This is a genomic window from Roseicitreum antarcticum (genome assembly GCF_014681765.1).
In the GTDB taxonomy this organism is placed as follows: Bacteria; Pseudomonadota; Alphaproteobacteria; order Rhodobacterales; family Rhodobacteraceae; genus Roseicitreum; species Roseicitreum antarcticum.
The window spans coordinates 302,990-323,923 of the sequence record NZ_CP061498.1 but is presented as its reverse complement, the minus strand read 5'-3'; the positions used below and the strand labels follow the sequence as shown (position 1 = coordinate 323,923).

Below are 20,934 nucleotides of genomic sequence, written 5' to 3'. Positions count from 1 at the left end.
TGCCTTTGGCGCCAAAGCGAAAAACTGTAACCTGCCCGGGCGCGACACCCGCGCGCCAGATCCGCCCGCTACCGCCAAAGAGACACCCCCATGCCCCTGATCCAGACCGAACATCGCTTTCCCTGCGCGCAATGCGGCGCCGCGCTGCGTTTTGCGCCGGGACAGGACCGGCTGACCTGCGAATATTGCGGCCATGCTCAGGACATTCCTGGCCTGACCGATGAAGACCGCGCCACCGTGCTGGAAACGCTGGACTACCACGCCGCCGTGGCCGAGATACTGCCCGCTGACCAGATCGAAGAGACCCGCGTTACCGCCTGCCCCAACTGCGGCGCGCAAGTCACGTTCGACGAGAAGGAACACGCCAGTCAGTGCCCCTTCTGCGCCACCCCCGTGGTGGCCGATACCGGCACCCACCGGCATATCAAGCCGCAAGCGGTGATCCCGTTCCGCCTGACAGAACGCGACGCGCATGAGAAGATGAACCAATGGCTCAAACGGCTGTGGTTCGCGCCCAACGGGCTGGCACAATATGCGCGCAACGACCGGCGACTGGACGGCCTTTATGTCCCGTACTGGGCCTTCGATGCCGACACGACATCCGACTATCAGGGCGCGCGTGGCACCTATTATTATGTCAGTGTGTCCGACGGCAAAGGTGGCACCCGCCAGGAACGCCGCACGCGCTGGACCTCCACCTCGGGGCGGGTGGCGCGACGGTTCATGGACCTGCTCATCATGGCCTCGACCAGCCTGCCGCGCCGCTATGTGCGCAAGCTGGAACCCTGGACCCTGTCAGAGCTGGAGCTTTACAACCCGCAATACCTCTCGGGCTTCCGGGCCGAAGGCTATACCGTCGACCTGCCCGACGGCTTTGCACTGGCAAAGGAGCGCATGGCCGAGGTCATCACCGAGGACGCGCGCCGCGATATCGGCGGCGACGAACAACGCGTCACCTCGGTGCGCACCACTTATGCGGATGAGCGGTTCAAGCACCTGCTGCTGCCGATCTGGGTCGCCGCCTACCGTTACCGCGACAAAAGCTACCGCTTCGTGGTCAATGCGCAATCGGGGCGGGTGCAGGGGGAGCGGCCTTGGTCGGCGTGGAAAATCGCGCTGGCGGTCATCGCAGCGCTGATCTTGCTGGCAGGCGGTTTCTACCTGGCAGAATTTGCCTGACCCAGACCACGGGACCCGACATCGCGCGCTTGCCCCCGCCGTCCCGGCGCAATAACCAAAGATTGCACACAACCAAAGGAATTGACGATGATCTTATGCTGTGGTGAAGCGCTGATCGACATGTTGCCGCGCGAGACGGCGGCTGGAGAGCCTGCCTTCGCCCCCTATCCCGGCGGCGCGGTGTTCAACACAGCCATCGCACTGGGACGGCTGGACGTACCTGCGGGGTTCTTCAGCGGCATCTCCACCGATCTTTTCGGCCAGATCCTGACCGACAGCCTTGCCGCATCGGGGGTGGACAGTGCGCTGGCAGTCCGGTCGGACCGCCCCACGACGCTGGCGTTCGTAACGTTGACCGACGGGCAGGCGCGCTATGCTTTCTATGATGAAAACACCGCGATGCGGATGCTGACACCGCAGGACCTGCCCGCCCTGCCCGATGATGTCAGCGCGCTGTTCTTCGGGGGCATCTCGCTGGTGGGTGAGCCCTGCGCGCAGGCCTTCGCCGCCCTTCTGGACCGGGAACATACCAGCCGCGTGACCATGATCGACCCCAACATCCGCCCCGGTTTCATCACCGATGCAGCGCGCTACCGTGCCCGCCTGAACGCGATGCTGGCGCAATGCGACATCGTGAAACTGTCAGACGAGGATCTGATCTGGCTGACGGGCGCGGGCGAGATTCCCACCCTGGCCGCCGCCGTGCTGGACCTTGGCCCCAAGGTGGTCATCATCACCGAAGGGGCCGAGGGCGCACGTGCCTTCACCGCGCGCGACACGGTGCATGTACCTGCCCGCCGCGTCACCGTGGTAGATACCGTGGGCGCGGGCGATACGTTCAACGCGGGGTTTCTGGCCGCGCTGCATGACGCGGACCAACTGACAAAGGCTGCGGTAGCCAGTGTCACTGCCGACACCCTGCGCGCCGCACTTGGTCTTGGCGGGCAAGCGGCGGCGCTGACCGTCTCGCGCGCCGGGGCCAACCCGCCGCGCCGGGCAGAACTTTAACATGCGCGCCTTGGTACAGCGGGTCACGCAAGCCTCGGTCACGGTCAAAGGCGCGGTGGTGGGCGAGATCGGCCCTGGCGCCATGGTCCTGATCTGCGCCATGGCGGGTGACACACAGGCACAGGCGGATCAGATGGCCGCAAAGATCGCCCGTCTGCGCATTTTCCGCGACGAGGCAGGCAAGATGAACCTGTCGCTGCTGCAAACCGCGGGGGCGGTGCTGCTGGTCAGCCAGTTCACACTCGCCGCTGACACGTCGCGCGGCAACCGCCCCGGCTTTTCCGCCGCCGCCCCGCCCGACGCAGGCGCGCTGCTGGTAGACCGCTGCGGCGACACATTGCGCGGCCTTGGCGTATCCGTGGCCACCGGGGTTTTTGGTGCCGATATGGCCGTGTCGCTGGTCAACGACGGCCCCGTAACCCTATGGCTGGAGGTGTGATGCTGCGGCTGGACGGGCGCGACATAGAAATCTTGAAGATCCTCCAGTCCGAGGGTCGGATCTCCAAGACCGACCTTGCGCGGCGCATCAACCTGTCACCGACACCCTGTTGGGACCGGCTGCAGCGGCTGGAAAAGGCGGGCGTCATCGAAAGCTACGGGGCGCGCGTCAGCTATCGGGCGTTGGGGCCGCATGTGACGGTCTTCGTTACGGTGGAGATGGAGCATCACCGCGCGGGCCTGATGCAGGCGTTCGAAGTGGCGGTGCAACGCTATCCCGAAATCACCGGGGTCTGGGCGTTGGGAGGCGGGCTTGACTACCTGATGCAGATCGTCACCCGCGACATCGACAGCTATCAGCGCCTGATCGACACGCTGCTGGACGCACGCATCGGGCTGGCGCGCTATTACACACATATCGTGACCAAGCCGGTGAAATCCCCCGGCGCGCTGCCACTGGATATGTTGCTGGGCGATCAGGGCGGATAGGGCTCTGGCCCGAAACACGCGCAGGCCAGCCGCGCAAGACAAACCGGCCTCAGTTCCCCGCCCCCAAAAGGCGGCGTTCCCTCTGCAAAGCGCCAAGGGAAAAGAGGAATCCTCTGCGTCCCGCAACCCGGAACAGGCAAACCCTCTGGCACAGGCTTGTTAGGCTGGGGAAACTCCGAACCCCAAAGGTGCTTTTCCATGTCCCTGCATTCCGTCCCCAAAACCGACACATTGCGCAAGCTGGACGACCCGCGCCTTGTGCGATCTTTCAGCTATATCGACGGCAAATGGTGCAGCGCGGCCGATGGCGCAGAGATCACGGTGACCAACCCCGCTAACGGCGCAGTGCTGGGCTCCATCGCCAGCCTTTCGGCCGCCGAGAGCCGGGGCGCCGTCGATGCCGCCGCAAAGGCCTTCGGGCCATGGGCGGACCTGCTGCCGCAAGAACGCGCCCGCCTGTTGCGCCGCTGGTTCGACCTGATGGGCCAGCACCGTGAGGATCTGGCCCGCATCATGGTGCTGGAACAGGGCAAACCCATATCCGAGGCGCGGGGCGAGATCGACTATGCCGCGTCCTTCCTCGAATTTTACTCTGAGGAAGCCAAGCGTCCCAATATCGAAGGCGTCACCAGCCATCTGGCCGACGCCGAGGTCGAGATCTGGCGCGAACCCGTGGGGGTCGCGGCCCTCATCACGCCATGGAATTTCCCCGCTGCCATGCTGACCCGGAAGGCCGGTGCGGCACTGGCCGCAGGCTGCACCGTGGTAGCCCACCCGTCTGCGGAAACGCCGTTTTCGGCGCTGGCCTTGGCTGAACTGGCCGAACGCGCAGGCATCCCGGCGGGCGTGTTCAACGTGGTGACGGGGGATGCGCCCGTGGTGGTAGAACCCTGGACGCAGGACAAGCGCGTGCGGGTGCTGTCTTTCACCGGGTCCACCCCCGTGGGTCGGCTGCTCTATCGCCAATGCGCCGATACGGTGAAGACGCTGGTGATGGAACTGGGCGGGCATGCGCCCTTCATCGTCTTCAGCGATGCCGATCTGGATCGCGCTGTGTCCGAGGCCGTGAAAGCGAAATTCGCAACTTCTGGGCAGGATTGTCTGGGTGCCAACCGCTTCTTCATCGCGCGCCCTGTCTATGACGACTTCTGCGCGCGCTTCACGCAGGCCACCAAGGCCCTGCGCGTCGGTCCGGGCATGGATGACCCCGACATCGGTCCGCTGATGAACACGGGCGCGGTGGCCAAGCAGGTGGCGCATGTGAAAGACGCGCTGGCACGCGGCGCGAAGCTGTTGATCGGGGGTGACGTGCTGCCCAACGGCCCGCTGTTCTACGCCCCCACGGTGCTGGCGGATGTGCCGATGGATGCCGACATCATGCGCGAAGAAACCTTTGGCCCCGTCGCCGCCCTGACCCCGTTCGACAGCGAAGACGAGGTGGTCGCCGCCGCCAATGCCACCGAATACGGGCTGGTGGCCTATGTCCACACCATCGACCCGCGCCGCATCTACCGCATGTCGCGGTCGCTGGAATTCGGCATGGTCGCGGTCAACCGCACTAAGGTCACCGGCGCGCCGATCCCGTTTGGCGGATTCAAGCAATCCGGCCTGGGCCGGGAAGGCGCAAGACTGGGGATGGAAGCTTTTACTGAAGTGAAATACGTTTGTCGCGACTGGGGCTGAGGATTGGGGCCGCAAGGCGCCCCGCACGGGCCAGAAGGCCCGACCAGACAGCCTATTTACAGACCCACACGAGCCCATCCGCTCGCCACCGGGCACCGCATCACACCGACCCGTCCACGGGCCGATATCCACAGACCCGGCAACGGGCCGAACATCAGACGGGAGACCTTACATGCTGACCAATGACCAATTGTCCCAATGGGACCGCGACACGTTCTTCCACCCCTCGACCCATCTGGCCCAGCACGCGCGCGGCGAATCCGCGAACCGCATCATCAAAACCGCCTCGGGCGTGTATATCGAGGACCGCGACGGCAACCGCATGCTCGACGCCTTTGCCGGGCTTTATTGCGTCAACGTCGGTTATGGCCGCCCCGAGATTGCCGAGGCGATTGCCGACCAGGCGAAGGAACTGGCCTACTACCACTCCTACGTCGGGCATGGGACCGAGGCGTCGATCACGCTGGCCAAGATGGTGGTGGACCGCGCCCCCGCCAACATGTCAAAGGTGTATTTCGGCCTTGGCGGATCAGATGCGAATGAAACCAACATCAAGCTGGTGTGGTACATCAACAACGTGTTGGGTCGGCCGCAGAAAAAGAAAATCATCTCGCGCTGGCGCGGCTACCATGGGTCGGGCCTCATCACCGGCTCGCTGACCGGGCTGGGCCTGTTCCATGCGAAATTCGACCTGCCACTGGCGGGCATCTTGCATACCGAGGCACCCTATTACTACCGTCGCCCCGATCTGAACATGTCCGAGGCTGACTTTACCGCGCATTGCGCCAGCGAACTGGAAGCGATGATCGAACGCGAAGGCGCCGACACCATCGCCGCCTTTATCGCAGAACCCCTGCTGGGCACCGGCGGCATCGTACCGCCGCCTGCGGGCTATTGGGCCGCGATCCAGCCGATCCTGAAGAAGCACGACATCATCTTGATCGCGGATGAGGTCGTGACCGGCTTTGGCCGTCTGGGCACCATGTTCGGCAGCGCGCATTATGATATCGAACCCGATATCATCACCATCGCCAAGGGCCTGACCAGCGCCTATGCCCCGCTCTCGGGCTCGATCATCAGCGACAAGCTGTGGAAAGTGCTGGAGGAAGGCACCGACACCTATGGCCCCTTTGGCCATGGTTGGACCTATTCCGCCCATCCCATCGGGGCAGCGGCGGGCGTGGCAAACCTGAAGCTGATCGACAGCCTGGGTCTGGTGGACAATGCCGGGATCACCGGGGCATACCTCAACACCACCATGGAAGCCGCACTGGCCGACCATCCCCACGTGGGCGAAGTGCGCGGCGAGGGGATGCTTTGTTCGGTCGAACTGGTGCGTGACCGGGACACCCGCACCTTCTTTGACGCGGGCGACAAATTCGCGGCCCGCGTGGTGGCGGCCATGCTGAAGCGCGGTGTAATCGCGCGCGCCATGCCGCAAGGTGACATCATCGGCTTCGCCCCACCGTTGTGCCTGACCAAATCCGAGGCCGACACTATTGTGTCCGCCACCGTTGATGCGCTTAATGAAGTCAGTGCATAACCGGATGGATCGCCGCCCATGACTACGACAAACCCGAACTTTACCGATGCGGAGTATTACGCCCGCATCGCCAAGACCCGCGCCGAAATGGACCGGCGCGGGTTGGACCTGTTGATCATCACCGACCCGTCGAACATGGCCTGGATCTCAGGCTATGATGGCTGGTCATTTTATGTGCATCAGGCGGTGTTGCTGCCGATGTCGGGTGAACCCGTGTGGTGGGGCCGGGCGATGGATGGCGCGGGGGCGGCGCGCACCGTGTTCATGCGCGACGATGCCTCAATCGTCGGCTATGACGACAGCTATGTGCAGAACCCGCAGAAACACCCGATGGAGGCGCTGGCGTCCCTCATCATTGATCGCGGCTGGAATACCGGCTGGATCGGCGTGGAGATGGACAACTATTATTATTCCGCCCGCGCCCATGACGTGCTGACCAACCATCTGCACGAGGCGAACCTGAACGATTCCACCGGGCTGGTGAACTGGCAGCGTGCGGTGAAATCAGATTCAGAAATCGAATATATCCGCCGCGCGGGCAGCATCGTGCAGCGGATGCACGAGGTCATCGTGGAACGCGCCGAACCCGGCATGGCCAAGAACGAGCTGGTGGCCGAGATCTTCCATGCGGGCATTATGGGCGCAGAAGGCCATTGGGGTGATTACCCGGCAATCGTGCCCATGGCACCGTCCGGCATGGACGCCACCGCCCCGCATCTGACCTGGGATGATCGGCCCTTGCGGCGGGGCGAATCCAACTTCTTCGAGCTGGCAGGCGCGCACCGCCGCTATCACTGCCCGCAGTCGCGCACCCTCTTCTTCGGTCCGCCGCCCGACATTTACCGCCGCGCCGAGAATGCGGTGCTGGAAGCGATGGAGGCGGGCCTGGCCCAGGCCCGCCCCGGCAACCGCTGCGAAGATGTGGCCAACGCCTTCAACGCGACACTCAACAAGCTGGGGTTCGAGAAGGACAGCCGCTGCGGCTATTCCATCGGCCTGTCCTATCCCCCCGACTGGGGTGAGCGCACGATGTCTTTCCGGCGCGGCGACATGACGGAAATCAAGGCGGGCATGACGCTGCATTTCATGCCCGCCTTGTGGCTGGAAGACGGCGGGCTGGAGATTACTGAAACCATCTTGATCACCGATGCGGGGGCGCAGCCCTTCTGCACCACCCCGCGCGGGATCTTCGTGAAGGACTGACACGCCATGGCCATCGCCCCCACTATCCCGCTGGATCAGCCCGGCGCGCATCATGGTTTCCTGCGCCTGCCCTATTCGCGCGACGACAGCGCATGGGGTTCAGTGATGATCCCGATTTCGGTGATCCAGGGAGGCGAGGGCCCGACGGCGCTGTTTGTCGGAGGCAACCACGGGGATGAATATGAGGGGCCGATTGCCCTGCGCGATCTGGCACTTACGCTGGACCCCGGCGCGATTGAGGGCCGGGTCATTATCCTGCCCGCGCTGAACGCGCCTGCGATTGCCGCAGGTACCCGGACCTCGCCCATTGACCGCGGCAACCTGAACCGCAGTTTTCCGGGGCGCGCGGATGGCACGGTAACGCAAAAGATCGCGCATTATGTTGCCAGCGAACTTGTGCCGCTGGCCGATCTGGTCCTCGACATGCATTCGGGCGGCAAGACGCTGGATTTCGTGCCTTTTGCCGCCGCGCATGTGCTGCCTGACGCGGCACATCAGGAAGCCTGTGCCGCCGCGATGCGCGCCTTCAACGCCCCCTTTTGCGCGATGATGCTGGAAATCGACGCCGTGGGCATGTTCGACACGGAAGTAGAGGCGCAGGGCAAGACCTTTGTGACCACCGAACTGGGTGGCGGCGGCACGGCAACCGCGGCCTCGGTTGGCATCGCGCGCAAGGGCGTGCACAACTTGTTGCATCATATGGGTATTTTGCCGGGCGCGCCGAAGATTGGCCCCAGCCAGATGCTGGACATGCCCGATGGTGCCTGCTTCACCTTCGCGCAAGTGGGCGGATTGTGCGAGACGCTGGTGGATCTGGGTGCGCCTGTGCAAGCGGGTCAGTCGGTGGCGCGCGTCTGGCCCATGGGTGCCTCGGGTGTAGCGCCCACGGTTTATACGGCGGGGCTGGATGGCATCTTGATCAGCCGTCACTTCCCCGGCCTGATCCAACCCGGCGATTGCCTGGCCGTGGTGGGCGTGCCCGTGGCGGGGTAATCACCATCGGGCCGCAGCAGGATGCCCGTTGGAACTCCGTGGCGTTGCCGAGGACGAGAACGGGGCGATTTCTGCGGCGCGCTTCATCCATCCACCCCCGTCAGCATCCGCTTCCGCCTCTCCTCCACCAGCACCCATGTGGCGGGGGGGGCCATGCGGGCGCGGCGGCGTTCCAACTGCCACGCGGGCTGACCCCCGCGCCACAAAGGTGCTGCAAACCAGCGACTTTCAACCCCCGCTGCGCCGCCGTCGCCCGAACTTATGATCAGGCCGGTTGGCGCGCAGATTGCCAACGACGCACAAGACGCAACTGAGACATGCTGCCCCACCACGCCGCTGTGGCCGATTGGCGCGTCGTGCCCCCTCTGCGCCTCAAGACCTCGCGGCGCGCCGGGATCGTTTGGTACGCCCCCCCCCCCGCCATCCGCGCCCATTCCGGGCGCCCTGCCACCCGGGGCCATCCTGGGTCCCCTGCCATCCGCGTCCATCCTGGCCGACCCGGCCTCGGCCGCCAGTTGCAGGCGACGCACAGGTGTCAGTCCGGGGGGGCGGGGCAGTTCGACGATGATCAGCGGGGCCGCGCCAGTGCGCAGGGCTTCTTCCATACACCACAGCAGATCCTCCTCACGCGGGCAGTTCACCGTGATCACTGCGCGCGGATCGGCGATCGCGGCCAGCCCGTGGGGGAACAGACCCCCCGCCTGCCAGCGCGGGCGCAGCCACAATACTGGCGCTTCCCGGCCCGCCTGTGCCTGCAAGGCTGCAATCACCCATGCCACCATGACACGGCGCGCGGGGCCGCAGACCTCATGTATTCTTCCCTGCGCCAGGGCGAAGCCACCTTGCGGCCCCTGCCCGGCACCCTCGGCAACAGCAGGCAACACCGGCCCCAGGTCCAGCACCCCCGTCGCCAAAGCGCGCACCGAACTGCCGACCAGCCTTTGCAGTTGCGTCCAGTCGGGCGCCCCCGGACCGGACCCGGCCGGATCAGGCTCAGTCAATTCAGGCTCAGCCAGATCGGGCAGCCTTACCCCGGGCACCCCTGGACCGGGGGACGAAGCGGGGCTTTGGGGCGGAATTCTTGTCATGCCGCGAATATAGATGTTCCACATACGTTCTCAAGGCTTTCCCTTGCCCCCGGAGCAATAGTCGTTAGGTTGCACCCGGAATAATTCACGCGGCGCCCTCCCCGTCGTCGTCGTCACATTAAAGGAGTTGCCGATGAAACTGATCCCGCTGGGCCAGACCGACCTTACCGTGTCCGAGTTTTGCATGGGCACCATGACCTTTGGCAATGAAACCCCGGAAGATGACGCGCACCGCCAGTTGGACATGATGCTGGACCGCGGGATCAACTTCATCGACGCCGCCGAGATGTATCCCGTCAACCCGATCACAAAGGAAACGCTGGGCCTGACCGAAGAGATCATCGGGCGCTGGATCACGGCGCGTGGGGTGCGCGACCGGGTGATCGTCGCGACCAAAATCACCGGCGCGGACAGCTCCATCATCCCCGACCGCGCGCCGATCACGCCTGACAGGATGCGCGCCGCCGTCGATGCCTCGCTGGCGCGGCTGCAAACTGAGGTGATCGACGTCTATCAGCTGCATTGGCCCAACCGCGGCTCGTACCATTTCCGCAAAAGCTGGGGCTTCGATCCCTCGGGGCAGAACAAGACCGAAACCCTGACCCACATGCGTGAGATCCTGGAGACTGCGCAAGGCCTGATCGCAGCGGGCAAGATCCGCCATATTGCGCTGTCGAATGAAACAGCCTGGGGTTCAGCGCAATGGCTGCGCCTGTCTGAGGAAGCCGGGCTGCCGCGCATCGCTTCGATCCAGAACGAATACTCGCTGCTGTCACGACTGTTCGACACCGACATGGCTGAACTGAGCGTGAATGAGGACCTGCCGCTGCTGGCGTACAGCCCGCTGGCCGCCGGGCTTCTGACTGGCAAATATGCGGGCGATGTGACGCCGGAAGACACCCGCCGCGCGCGCAGCGCCGACCTGGGCGGCCGGGTCACCCCGCGCGTGTTCGAGGCCGTCTCGGGCTACCTGGGCATTGCCAATCACCATGGGCTGGCCCCGGTTCAGATGGCGCTGGCCTGGACCCGGACACGACCCTTCGTCACCATCCCGATCATCGGCGCGCGTACCGCCGAGCAGCTGAAAACGGTGCTGGGCGCGGTGGATCTGACCCTCGCCCCCGAGGTTTTGGAAGACATCGAGGCGCTGCACCGCGCAGCGCCGATGCCATTCTGAACGCGGGGCAGAAACAGGAGGCCCCTTTGCCGCGCACCGATGCGACACCACACGCCAGGCGCCCCACTGCAGGCCCCGCAGCGATCTGCTTGCTGCTGGGCCTGTTCCTGATGGCGGCGTGCCAATTCCTGCCCAAGGATGCAGGAACGGATGTGGGAACCGGCAACGGGGGCGATCCGGCAATCCAGGTCGATGTTCTGCCGCCTGCCAATGTCGCCCCGGATACGCCCGGAGGCATAGCCGATAGTGGCTCTGCAGACGGGGTGGGCACGCAGGCAGGCCCCTCCAGTGTCCCGGCCGATTCCCAAGCGATCAAAAGCGGCCCGGCGGGTGCAGCACCAGACACCCCCGTGCCAAACTCCAACGGCGCTGCGAGCCAGGACCCCAACGGCATCTCGCTACAATCAGCGCCTGACCCCTTGTCCCCCTTCTTCGCGGCGGAACAGGCTGCCTGCCTTGGCCGGGGCGGCATCTACCAGCGGGTGGGCCTAGGCGAGATCAGAGCCTGCGTTTTCACCACCCGCGACAACGGCAAGACCTGCGCGTCGGGGGCGGATTGCGAAGGCACATGCCTTGCACGCAGCGGCACCTGCGCGCCCCTTACCCCGCTTTATGGCTGTCACGAAATCGTGCAGGATAATGGGCTACGCACGACCCAATGCCTCCAATAACCCCGGCTGCCGGGGATCAAAGATCAGCGGCAGTCCCCCTTTCCGATGACAGCACGGACGCCCCCTCCTGACCGCCACTGAACCAGCCCCAAAAGACGGACCACCCATGCATCACATCAAAGCCATTCTCTTTGACAAGGACGGCACCTTGTTCGACTTCCACGCCAGTTGGGCCGGCTGGGCCGAGGGGGAACTGAACGCGCTGGCCGAGGGCGATCCGCTGCGCCGCGCGGACCTGGCGCGCGCCATCGGTTTCGACCTCGCAACGCGCGGCTTCGCCCCCGATGCGCCGATCATCGCCAGTACCTTGCAAGAAACCGCCGCGCTGATGGTCCCGCATCTGCCCGGCGTCGCTCTGCCTGATCTGATCGCGCGGCTGCGCAGCAGCGGCGCGCGCGCAGAAATGGTGCCCGCCGTGCCGCTGCGCCCGCTGATGCTGCGGTTGCGCGCGCATGGGCTGGTGCTGGGCATCGCCACCAATGATGCTGAAAGTGCGGCGCACATGCACCTCGACCGCGCAGGTATCAGCGACCAGTTCGACCAGGTGCTGGGCTACGACTCGGGGTTCACGCCGAAACCCGCACCCGACATGCTGCACGCGTTCGCGCGCGCCACGGGGCATGACAGCGCTGCGGTGCTGATGGTCGGCGACAGTCTGCACGACCTGACCGCCGGGCGGGCAGCGGGCATGATGACCATGGCGGTACTGACCGGCATTGCCAAGGCAGCAGATCTCTCGCCCATGGCTGACCTTCTGGCGCCTGACATCGGCCATTTGCCGGATCTGCTTGGACTGGAGTGACCCGCGTCGCGGCGCGGGTGGCAGGGCCAGCGTCAGTTGGACAACGCTTACCGGATGCGGCGTCACCGTCGCCACGCTTGCCGGACCTGAGGAGGTGTGCAGGACTTAATCATATATGGCTACAGGGTGGAGGCTGAAGCGCACCGGGCCCGAACCGGGATGCCGTGCGCGCTGCAATTGGGCACCTCTGTCGGGGGTGGCCTCATGATTGCGCGCAGGCATTCAGCGGTTGTTAACATCTTAGCCGTAGAGATTCCCCTGCGGCACAGGGGGCTCAGGTCATGCATGGTTTGATATTCAAGGCACTGCAAGGGTTCTTTGCCGACACCTACGGCCCTGCCATGTGGGACGGCATCACCCGGCAGGCGAAGTTGGAGGCACGGAGCTTCGAATCCATGCTGATCTATGACGATAGCTGCGTCGATGACATCCTGACTGCCGCCACCGACCGGTTGAACCGCCCCCGCAGCGAGGTTTTGGAAGATATCGGCACCTATCTGGTCTCCCACCCCCGGTTTGAACGACTGCGGCGCCTGCTGCGCTTTGGCGGGGTGGATTTCACTGATTTCCTGTATTCAATCGAGGATCTTCCAGATCGCGCGCGGCTGGCGGTACCTGATCTGGGCCTGCCGCATATGGACCTGACTGATTGCCGCGACGGCGCCTTCACCCTGCGCTCCACCAGTACAATGCCGGGGTATTCCTTCGTGCTGGCCGGGTTATTACGCGCTCTGGCTGACGATTACGGCGTTCTCATCATGGTCGATGACCCTGCGCATCAAGCAGACGCCTGGACGCTGGGCCCCAACCGCGAAACCCTGTCGATCCGGGTGCTGGACGCCTCCTACGCGGCGGGACGGCAGTTCGATCTGGCGGCGGGTGCTCTGTCGTGATGCGCACCGCCGCCACTGCCGATCCCTTCCAGATCCCGCACAGGGCAATGGCGCAGGTGATGCCGATGCACCTGATCCTTGACCACACGGGCGTCATCACCGGCGCGGGGCCGACCATCGCGAAAATCTGCGCCCTGCCCGCGCTGATCGGCCAGCACTTCAGCGCCGTGTTCCACCTCAAGCGGCCGACTGGCCTGGCAGGGTTCACAACGGCTGCCGGGTCGCGGCTGCGCCTGACACTGGCTGCGCCACCGGGCACGGATTTCAAGGGGCAGGCCGTCGCGCTGGCGGAGGGGGCAGGCTGGCTTTTGAACCTGTCCTTCGGGATTCATATCGCCGAGGCCGTGCAGACCCACGCCCTGACCAGCGCCGACTTCGCTCAGACCGACCTGACCGTGGAAATGCTCTACCTGATCGAAGCGAAGACCGCCGTGCTGGTGGAACTCGGGCAAATGGCCAAACGATTGGAAGACGCCAGGTCGCGCGCCGCCACCGAGGCGGTGACTGACGCGCTGACCGGCCTTGGCAACCGTCGTGCGCTGAATGCGGAAATGCAGTTGCTGCTGGCAGCGGATCAGCATTTCGCGCTGCTACATCTGGACCTCGACTATTTTAAGGAGGTCAATGACACCTATGGCCATGCTGCGGGCGACCGTGTGCTGAACCGCGTGGCCGACGTGCTGCGCGCAGAGACGCGACGCGGCGACACGGTAGCGCGGGTCGGCGGGGATGAATTCGTGATGCTTCTGCCGGGCCTGTCCGACCTGCGGGTGATCAACAAGACCTCGGCCCGGATCATCAGCGCCCTGGAGGAGCCGATCGTGGTAGATGGCGGGGGAGAGTGCCGGATTTCCGCCAGCATCGGCGCGATCCTTTCCCATCAATATGACATGCCCTCGCCCGATCTGCTGCTGTCCGAGGCGGATGGCGCGCTCTATGCCTCCAAACGGTCAGGACGCGGGCGTATGACTGCCGTGGACCGGCGGCGCGGTACTGCGGTGGCTAAGTGAGCGTGTGACAGTGAGATCGCCAGGCGGACTGAACGCGGGGCGAGCATGCCGACCAAATTGAAGACGAAGCAATTTGTCAATCGGCACAAAGGGACGACCGGCCCAATCCAGAAGCGGGTCGTCGGGCGACCGGCCCGATACCGCGGCCCGAAAGAACTGCCGTATGGCCCAGCAGCAAGCCGCACGCTAAGGTCATACGTGGAAGCGCCAGCGCCGTGGAAAATCCGCACAGCCCCGCACAACCCATCAAGATGACACCCCGCGTCCAGGCATCATAAAGGCCACTGCCAGCGGCCTTGGGCGCATCATACGCTCCAAAAGCGCCGGGGATGTTCCAGACCGGGGCGGCCCCAGCCTCAGCCCTGCCAAAGCGTCCTGACTGCCGCGTCATCGCCCGGCCCCATCCCGTGCTGCGCGCCGGGATGCAGGCGCGTCGTCACACCGGCACCCATAGCGCCCAACACTTCGGCACTGCGGCGCACGCGTGCGGCGGGAATATGCGGATCGCGATCGTGGCAGGCCAGCAGAACTGGCACATCTTCTAGGTGCTTCTCATAGTCGAACGCCTTATCGCGGTGGCCATAAAGTGCATCCCGTTCCAGGGGATCGCTTGCATCGCCAGTGCCAACCAGCCCGCCTGAAAGTGCCAACACCGAATGCCAACGTCCGCCGCGCCGGGCGGCATATTCCAGCGCCAGACAGGCTCCTTGCGAAAACCCGGCAAGTCCAACCCGTTCCTGCGGCAAGCCCGCCTTCACCAATGCCTCTACAGCCCGGTCCACAGCGCCGATTGCTGACGCGACCCAAGGCGCCAGCACCGCATCGGGCGCCAGGAAGCTGACTGGCCACCACGAACTTCCGGCAGCCTGCGGTGCAGCGACAGCGGTATCAGCGGGCGCGAATTGCATCGCCAGCCCCGCAATATCGGACGCCTGTGCACCCCGCCCGTGGATGAGCACCAGACCGCGCGCTGCACCCGAGGGTCCGGCGCGCAGGATCTGGGCATCGGCATGCGGGTCTGCCCGGCTCATGCCGACACCTTGACCGGGGGCAGATGCGCCTCGATCTGGGCGCGCTGCGCCTCATATTGCGGCGGCAGTTTCAACGCCGTGCCCAGGGTTTCTAACGGCTCATCAATGGTAAAACCAGGCTGATCGGTCGCCACCTCGAACAACACACCACCGGGCTCGCGGAAGTATATCGCGTTGAAATACTGCCGGTCGATGCGTGGGGTGACCTGCTGACCCATCGAAAGCAGTTTCTCGCGGAGCTCATCTTGATTGTCGTTGTCGCTGGCGCGGAACGCGATGTGGTGTATCGTCCCTGCCCCGGGCTGCGCGCGCAGGGCGGTGTCTGCGCGCCACAGGTCGATAATCTTGCCTGTGCCGCTGTCCGGAAGGGCAAGGCGCAGCCATTCACCACCCTCCCCGCGCTCTGATCCAACCTCGGCATAGCCGAAAGCCTCGGTCAGGATGCGCGCGGTCTTCTCGGGCGCGGCCGACCACAGCGCGGCAGAATGGAACGCGCCGGGCGCTTCTGCCGCATGGGTGTCTGTGATGAATTCCAGCATCTGCCCATCCGGGTCGGTCACCTGCAAAACCTTGTCGCCGAAGCGGTCGGCACGGGTGGAAACCCCCTCCAGCCGGTCGGCAAGCGCGTCAAAATCCTGCGGGCGGATGCTGTAAGCGAAGGACCGCGCCATACCTGCACCCGTGCGCCCCGGCTTCGCGCCAACATAGGGAAAGAAGGTCAGGATCGACCCCGGATTGGCGTCGTAATCGCCGTAATACAGATGATACGTACCCGGATCATCGAAATTTACGGTTTTCTTGACCAGCCGCTGCCCGATGGCCCCAGTATAGAAATCGACATTGCGCTGCGGCGCCCCAGAGATTGCAGTAACATGGTGCAGCCCGGCAATGGGCAGCAGGGAAGTTGCGTGTGACATGGTGCCTCCTGTGGTGGTGGTCGCGCTTTTGATGCTGGAAATATACACTGACATTTTTGCGTATAAACCTATGATTTCGCGCCAAGTCTGTGCATTTACGCGCAGATCCAGCTTGACTGTTGGCGCGGGGCCGCGATGTGCTAGGTACGACGTCAACCGAAGGGGGCTTCATGTTGCTGCGCGTTGAATCCGTCGCCAAGTCCTTTGCCACGCAGGAGGGCGCGCTGCGCGTGTTGCGCGGGGTATCGTTGCATTTGGCGCGGGGCGAGAGTGTGGCGCTGACCGGCGACAGCGGCAGCGGCAAAAGCACGCTGTTGCACCTATGCGCCGGGCTGGACCGGGTGGACAGCGGCACCATCCATGTCGCGGACCGTCCCGTGACCGGGCAATCCGATTCCGCACGCGCCGCCCTGCGACGGGGGACCATCGGGCTGGTGTTCCAACAATTCAACCTGATCGCCTCGATGAGTGTCGAGGCAAATCTGGCGTTTCAGGCGCGGCTTGCGGGGCGCGAGGATCCGGCGCGCACAGCGGAAGTGGCAGCGCGGCTGGGCCTGTCGGACCTGTTGACGCGCTACCCTGAAAACCTGTCGGGCGGTCAGCAACAGCGGGTGGCGATTGGCCGGACCCTTGCCGCTGCGCCCGCGCTGGTGCTGGCAGATGAGCCGACGGGCAATTTGGATGAGGCGACGGGCGATGCGGTTCTGTCGCTGTTGTTGGACGGGGTGGCGGGTGCCGGCGCCGGACTTTTGATGGTCACGCATTCCCCCCGGCTGGCGGCGCGCTGCACCCGGCGGCTGCACCTGCGCGCAGGCCAGATCGTGGAAGTGACATGACGGGCGCGAAGATCCGCGATGTGCCCGGCACCTGCGCTTCAGATCGCGCCGGGGCCGCCCGATGACCCGGGCCGCACTTGCCGCCCTCTTGTCACACTGGCGCGCGCATCCGTTGCAAGTCGTGACGCTGCTGATCGGGCTGGCGTTGTCCACGGCGCTTTGGTCGGGCGTGCAGGCGCTGAACGCCGAGGCACGCGCCAGCTATGCACGCGCCGCCGACCTTTTGGGGACGGGGCAGTTGGACCGGCTGACACGCGACGGCGGGCCGGTGACGCAGGCACAATATGTCGCGCTGCGCCGGGCCGGATGGCAGGTCAGCCCGGTGCTCGAGGGGCGGATGACCCTTGGCGCAGCCCGCGTGACCATCACCGGCACCGAGCCGCTGACTGCACCCGCGCAGATGGGGCCGGGATCTGGCGATGGCCTCGCGGGGCTGTTGGCGGGCGCAGACGGCGCGGACACCCCCGACCTTACCGCCTTCATCACCCCGCCCGGGATCGGCTTTGCAGCGCCCGAAACACTGGACCGCATTGGCGCGTTGTCCGCTACGCTGGAACCCGCGCGGCTCGGCGACGACACGGCGCGCACGGACGGCGCAGGCGATGGCCGTAAAGTGCCGCAGCCCGCAGATCGGCCCCGCGAAGGCCCGCAGGCCGCACCTGAACCGCGCAGTGACACCCGCACGGACGACACGCAGAGCGGGACCGGCACACCGTCCGCCGCCCTGCCCCGCCTGTTGGCGCGTGCGGGCCTGCCGCCGGGCACGGTGCTGACCGACATTGGCATCGCGCAGAGGCTTCTGGGCCGCCCGGGGCAGATCGGCTACCTGCTGATCGCCCCCGACCAGCCCTTGGGGCTGCCGCCGCTGGCCCGGATCAGCCCAGAGCTACGGCGCATCCCGGCGGATTCAGGGACGGATATGGTCAGTCTGACCGACAGTTTTCATCTGAACCTGACGGCCTTTGGCTTCCTTGCCTTTGCCGTGGGCCTCTTGATCGTTCATTCCGCCGTTGGGCTGGCATATGCGCAGCGTCGGCCAATGCTGCGCACCCTGCGCGCGCTGGGGGTGCCTTTGCGGCGCTTGATGGCGCTACTGATGGCAGAGCTTCTGGTGCTGACGCTGGTCGCGGGCGGCGCGGGATTGGTGCTGGGCTATCTGATCGCAGGCGCGCTGCTGCCCGATGTCGCGGCGACATTGTCCGGGCTTTACGGCGCGCAGGTGGCACAGTCGCTGTCGGTTTCGCCCTTGTGGCTGGCATCGGGGCTGGGCATGGCGCTGGCCGGGGCGGCGCTGGCATCCGGCTGGGCGATATGGAAGATCGCGCGCCTGCCGCTGCTGGCGGGCGCGCAGCCTCGCGCCTGGGCCGCTGCCAGCGGCGGGGCACTGGCGCTGCAAGGGGCGGCAGCGGGTGCGCTGGCGCTGCTTGCGGGCGGGTTGGCGCTGTGGGGGAATGGGCTGATCGCGGGTTTTGCGCTTCTGGCCGCGATGCTGCTGGCCGCCGCATTGGCGCTGCCGCTGGCGCTGCGCGCGGTGTTGGTGGGGCTGGCACGCGGCGCGCGCGGACCGGTTGCTGCATGGGTCTGGGCCGACAGCAGGGCACAACTGCCCAGCCTGTCAGTGGCGCTGATGGCCCTGATGCTGGCGCTTGCCGCCAATGTCGGCGTGGGCACCATGGTGTCGGGCTTTCGGCTGACCTTTACCGGATGGCTGGACCAACGCCTTGCCGCCGAGTTGTATGTGACCGCGCAAACCGACGCGCAGGCGGTCGAGTTGCGCGACTGGCTGACCCCGCGCGTGCAGGCGGTACTGCCCGTGCGGTCCACGGATGTGACGCTCTTCGGGGCGCCCGCACAGATCAATGGCGTGGCCGATGATGCGACCTATAGAGATCACTGGCCGGTGTTGCAGTCACTGCCCGATGTCTGGGCGCGACTGGCCCTTGGCGAGGGGGTATTGGTGAATGAGCAACTGGCGCGGCGGCAATCGCTCTGGCCCGGTGCGACGCTTGCGGTGCCGGGGCTGCGCGTCCCCGGATCCGAAAACAACAGGCAAACGACTGGGCAGGCGACTGGGCAAGCGTCACTGCAACCCGCTCAGATGACCGTGCTGGGGGTCTATTCCGATTACGGCAACCCGCGTGCGCAAGTCATCGTGACGGATGCGCTGTTCAACCGTGCCTTCCCCGATGCGCCCGCGCGGCAATTCGCCTTGCGCCTTGATCCTGCAGGGACCGAACAGCTTGCCGCCGCGCTGCGCGACCGTTTCGACCTGCCCGCCAGTGCAGTGGTAGATCAGGCGCAGATCAAGGCGCTGTCGCTGCGGGTCTTTGAACAGACCTTCACCGTCACCCGCGCGCTGAATGTGCTGACGCTTGCAGTCGCAGCGGCGGCGCTGTTCGCAGGTCTATTGACGCTGGCCGGACAACGGCAGGGGCAGATTGCGCCCCTTTGGGCGATGGGGCTGACGCGGCGCCGGCTGGCCGCGCTGGACTTCGGCCGCACCTTGGCGCTGGCAGCGCTGACTGCGGTGCTGGCGCTGCCGGTGGGGCTGTTACTGGCATGGGTGCTGCTGACGGTCATCAATGTGCAAGCTTTCGGCTGGCGGCTGCCGATGCACCTTTTCCCCGGCGACTGGCTGCGGCTTGGCCTGTGGGCGCTGCTGGCGGCGGGGGCGGCCGCGCTGATCCCGGCGTGGCAATTGGCACGCGCACGACCCGTCGATCTTTTGAAGGTATTCGCAAATGAACGATAGGTGGTGGACCATCGGGCTGGTGGGGCTGACGCTGTTGGTGGCAGGTGGCGCGACCGCGCAGAACGGCGGTTTGGCGCAGGACGGCGCGGGGCGCGGCTTCGCGGGTCTGGGCGATGCGGTCACCGGGTTTGCCACACCAGACCCGGACCGCGCGCTGCGCTTCCCGCAAGACCACGGCGCGCATCCCGCTTACCGGATCGAATGGTGGTACCTGACCGCCACGCTGAGCGGCGACGACGGTCAGGACTATGGCGTGCAATGGACGCTGTTCCGCTCTGCCCTCGCGCCCGGCGACGGCGCAGAGCGCGATACGGGTCGCAGTGACGCTACAGACGGCGACGGCACTGGCTGGTCCAGCCCACAGCTTTGGATGGGCCATGCGGGCGTCACCACCGCCTCGGCGCACTACAGCGCAGAGAGGCTGGCGCGCGGCGGGATCGGCCAGGCAGGCGTGCGCCTAAGCCCCTTCGCCGCGACCATTGACGATTGGGAAATGCGCAGCACCGCCGCGCCGCAGGCCGACCCGTTGGACGCCCTGCGCCTGGCCGCCTCCGGCCCCGATTTTCGCTATGACTTGTCGCTCGTCGCCAGCGGCCCGTTGGTGTTGCACGGCCAGCGCGGCTATTCGATCAAATCTGAGCGCGGGCAGGCCAGCTATTACTATTCGCAACCCTTCTACCGCGTCACCGGTACGCTGACCTTGCCAGACGGCCCCGTGCAGGTCAGCGGGCAGGGCTGGCTGGACCGGGAATGGTCGTCCCAGCCGCTAGACCCCGATCAGACCGGGTGGGACTGGGTATCGCTGTCGTTTGAAGACGGCGCGCGGCTGATGGGGTTTCAACTGCGCGACCGGACAGGGGGCAGCTTTACCTCGGGCACCTGGATCAGCCCCGATGGCATGCCGGCGCCCCTGCCCCATAACGCGCTGCGCTTCACCCCCGTCGCCCGCGCGACCGTTGCAGGGCGCGAGATCCCGGTGGGCTGGCGGATAGAGGAGGCCACACGCGGCCTCGACATCACCACCACGCCGCTGAACCCACAGGCATGGATGGGCACCCGCGTTCCCTATTGGGAGGGACCGCTGCGCTTCACCGGCAGCCATACGGGGCGCGGCTACCTGGAGATGACAGGCTACTAACCCGCGGCGGGTCGCGCCCTTCCCTCTCCCTCGGACGCAGCCTGGCACGACAACCGAAGCCTCGGCACGCACATCGCCCTAGG

Annotated in this window: 19 protein-coding genes; 16 read left to right on the top strand and 3 right to left on the bottom strand. The window is 65.6% G+C overall.

Going from position 1 to position 20,934, the window contains the following annotated elements:
• Positions 1–99 precede the first annotated feature (99 nt).
• The 8 genes from H9529_RS01505 (at position 100) to doeB (ending at position 8,536) form a co-directional block, all read left to right on the top strand.
• A complete protein-coding gene (locus tag H9529_RS01505; protein ID WP_397544891.1) occupies positions 100–1,179 on the top strand; it encodes a primosomal protein N' (replication factor Y) - superfamily II helicase in 1,080 nt (359 codons plus the stop codon).
• An 87-nt stretch (positions 1,180–1,266) separates the two neighbouring features.
• Complete coding sequence (locus H9529_RS01500; protein WP_092885867.1) at positions 1,267–2,187, top strand: carbohydrate kinase family protein; 921 nt, start codon at positions 1,267–1,269, stop codon at positions 2,185–2,187.
• Between the two features lies 1 nt (position 2,188).
• Positions 2,189–2,626, top strand: a complete 438-nt coding sequence (dtd, locus tag H9529_RS01495; protein WP_092885865.1) for a D-aminoacyl-tRNA deacylase — start codon at positions 2,189–2,191, stop codon at positions 2,624–2,626.
• 2 nt (positions 2,627–2,628) lie between these two features.
• Positions 2,629–3,114, top strand: a complete 486-nt coding sequence (locus H9529_RS01490) for an Lrp/AsnC family transcriptional regulator (protein ID WP_218132098.1) — start codon at positions 2,629–2,631, stop codon at positions 3,112–3,114.
• A gap of 198 nt (positions 3,115–3,312) precedes the next feature.
• Positions 3,313–4,797, top strand: coding sequence for an NAD-dependent succinate-semialdehyde dehydrogenase (locus tag H9529_RS01485; protein WP_092885861.1), 1,485 nt, complete (start codon positions 3,313–3,315; stop codon positions 4,795–4,797).
• A 172-nt stretch (positions 4,798–4,969) separates the two neighbouring features.
• On the top strand, positions 4,970–6,340 hold the full coding sequence (locus H9529_RS01480; RefSeq protein WP_092885859.1) for an aspartate aminotransferase family protein: 1,371 nt from the start codon (positions 4,970–4,972) through the stop codon (positions 6,338–6,340).
• Positions 6,341–6,358: 18 nt separating this feature from the next.
• The gene (locus H9529_RS01475) at positions 6,359–7,543 is read left to right on the top strand and encodes a M24 family metallopeptidase (protein WP_092885857.1); all 1,185 of its coding nucleotides are present in this window, start codon (positions 6,359–6,361) and stop codon (positions 7,541–7,543) included.
• A gap of 6 nt (positions 7,544–7,549) precedes the next feature.
• Entirely contained in the window at positions 7,550–8,536 is a 987-nt protein-coding gene (doeB, locus tag H9529_RS01470; RefSeq protein ID WP_092885855.1) for a N(2)-acetyl-L-2,4-diaminobutanoate deacetylase DoeB, read from the top strand.
• Between the two features lie 83 nt (positions 8,537–8,619).
• Here the strand turns inward: doeB and H9529_RS01465 are convergent, their stop codons facing one another.
• A complete protein-coding gene (locus H9529_RS01465; RefSeq protein ID WP_092885853.1) occupies positions 8,620–9,537 on the bottom strand; it encodes an ImuA family protein in 918 nt (305 codons plus the stop codon).
• 220 nt (positions 9,538–9,757) lie between these two features.
• On the opposite strand from H9529_RS01465, the gene H9529_RS01460 reads away from it, so the two are divergent.
• The 5 genes from H9529_RS01460 (at position 9,758) to H9529_RS01440 (ending at position 14,177) form a co-directional block, all read left to right on the top strand.
• Positions 9,758–10,801: an aldo/keto reductase gene (locus tag H9529_RS01460; protein WP_092885851.1), complete on the top strand. Its 1,044-nt coding sequence runs from the start codon at positions 9,758–9,760 to the stop codon at positions 10,799–10,801.
• A gap of 26 nt (positions 10,802–10,827) precedes the next feature.
• Positions 10,828–11,472: a hypothetical protein gene (locus tag H9529_RS01455; protein WP_092885849.1), complete on the top strand. Its 645-nt coding sequence runs from the start codon at positions 10,828–10,830 to the stop codon at positions 11,470–11,472.
• A 106-nt stretch (positions 11,473–11,578) separates the two neighbouring features.
• A complete protein-coding gene (locus H9529_RS01450) occupies positions 11,579–12,274 on the top strand; it encodes an HAD family hydrolase (protein ID WP_092885847.1) in 696 nt (231 codons plus the stop codon).
• A gap of 281 nt (positions 12,275–12,555) precedes the next feature.
• On the top strand, positions 12,556–13,167 hold the full coding sequence (locus H9529_RS01445) for a heme NO-binding domain-containing protein (protein WP_092885844.1): 612 nt from the start codon (positions 12,556–12,558) through the stop codon (positions 13,165–13,167).
• A complete protein-coding gene (locus H9529_RS01440; RefSeq protein ID WP_092885842.1) occupies positions 13,167–14,177 on the top strand; it encodes a diguanylate cyclase domain-containing protein in 1,011 nt (336 codons plus the stop codon). Before H9529_RS01445 ends, H9529_RS01440 begins: the two co-directional genes overlap by 1 nt.
• Before the next feature lie 356 nt (positions 14,178–14,533).
• Here H9529_RS01440 and H9529_RS01435 read toward each other — a convergent pair whose 3' ends face one another.
• Together H9529_RS01435 and H9529_RS01430 are read right to left on the bottom strand one after the other, a co-directional pair.
• Positions 14,534–15,208: an alpha/beta hydrolase gene (locus H9529_RS01435; RefSeq protein ID WP_092885840.1), complete on the bottom strand. Its 675-nt coding sequence runs from the start codon at positions 15,206–15,208 to the stop codon at positions 14,534–14,536.
• Positions 15,205–16,125: a ring-cleaving dioxygenase gene (locus tag H9529_RS01430; RefSeq protein ID WP_092885838.1), complete on the bottom strand. Its 921-nt coding sequence runs from the start codon at positions 16,123–16,125 to the stop codon at positions 15,205–15,207. The genes H9529_RS01435 and H9529_RS01430 overlap by 4 nt, the downstream gene beginning before the upstream one ends.
• Positions 16,126–16,295: 170 nt before the next feature.
• On the opposite strand from H9529_RS01430, the gene H9529_RS01425 reads away from it, so the two are divergent.
• From H9529_RS01425 to H9529_RS01415, 3 genes are all read left to right on the top strand, one after another.
• Positions 16,296–16,961, top strand: coding sequence for an ABC transporter ATP-binding protein (locus tag H9529_RS01425; RefSeq protein ID WP_218132093.1), 666 nt, complete (start codon positions 16,296–16,298; stop codon positions 16,959–16,961).
• Positions 16,962–17,022: 61 nt separating this feature from the next.
• On the top strand, positions 17,023–19,713 hold the full coding sequence (locus H9529_RS01420) for an FtsX-like permease family protein (RefSeq protein ID WP_223814260.1): 2,691 nt from the start codon (positions 17,023–17,025) through the stop codon (positions 19,711–19,713).
• Positions 19,703–20,851: a lipocalin-like domain-containing protein gene (locus tag H9529_RS01415; RefSeq protein WP_092885836.1), complete on the top strand. Its 1,149-nt coding sequence runs from the start codon at positions 19,703–19,705 to the stop codon at positions 20,849–20,851. The genes H9529_RS01420 and H9529_RS01415 overlap by 11 nt, the downstream gene beginning before the upstream one ends.
• Positions 20,852–20,934 lie beyond the last annotated feature (83 nt).

Coding starts and splice junctions, on each gene's coding strand:
- H9529_RS01445 (WP_092885844.1), top strand. CDS start 12,556: ATGCATGGTTTGATATTCAAGGCACTGCAAGGGTTCTTTGCCGACACC.
- H9529_RS01440 (WP_092885842.1), top strand. CDS start 13,167: ATGCGCACCGCCGCCACTGCCGATCCCTTCCAGATCCCGCACAGGGCA.
- H9529_RS01480 (WP_092885859.1), top strand. CDS start 4,970: ATGCTGACCAATGACCAATTGTCCCAATGGGACCGCGACACGTTCTTC.
- H9529_RS01460 (WP_092885851.1), top strand. CDS start 9,758: ATGAAACTGATCCCGCTGGGCCAGACCGACCTTACCGTGTCCGAGTTT.
- H9529_RS01420 (WP_223814260.1), top strand. CDS start 17,023: ATGACCCGGGCCGCACTTGCCGCCCTCTTGTCACACTGGCGCGCGCAT.
- H9529_RS01435 (WP_092885840.1), bottom strand. CDS start 15,208: ATGAGCCGGGCAGACCCGCATGCCGATGCCCAGATCCTGCGCGCCGGA.
- H9529_RS01415 (WP_092885836.1), top strand. CDS start 19,703: ATGAACGATAGGTGGTGGACCATCGGGCTGGTGGGGCTGACGCTGTTG.
- doeB (WP_092885855.1), top strand. CDS start 7,550: ATGGCCATCGCCCCCACTATCCCGCTGGATCAGCCCGGCGCGCATCAT.
- H9529_RS01425 (WP_218132093.1), top strand. CDS start 16,296: ATGTTGCTGCGCGTTGAATCCGTCGCCAAGTCCTTTGCCACGCAGGAG.
- dtd (WP_092885865.1), top strand. CDS start 2,189: ATGCGCGCCTTGGTACAGCGGGTCACGCAAGCCTCGGTCACGGTCAAA.
- H9529_RS01450 (WP_092885847.1), top strand. CDS start 11,579: ATGCATCACATCAAAGCCATTCTCTTTGACAAGGACGGCACCTTGTTC.
- H9529_RS01475 (WP_092885857.1), top strand. CDS start 6,359: ATGACTACGACAAACCCGAACTTTACCGATGCGGAGTATTACGCCCGC.
- H9529_RS01430 (WP_092885838.1), bottom strand. CDS start 16,125: ATGTCACACGCAACTTCCCTGCTGCCCATTGCCGGGCTGCACCATGTT.
- H9529_RS01485 (WP_092885861.1), top strand. CDS start 3,313: ATGTCCCTGCATTCCGTCCCCAAAACCGACACATTGCGCAAGCTGGAC.
- H9529_RS01500 (WP_092885867.1), top strand. CDS start 1,267: ATGATCTTATGCTGTGGTGAAGCGCTGATCGACATGTTGCCGCGCGAG.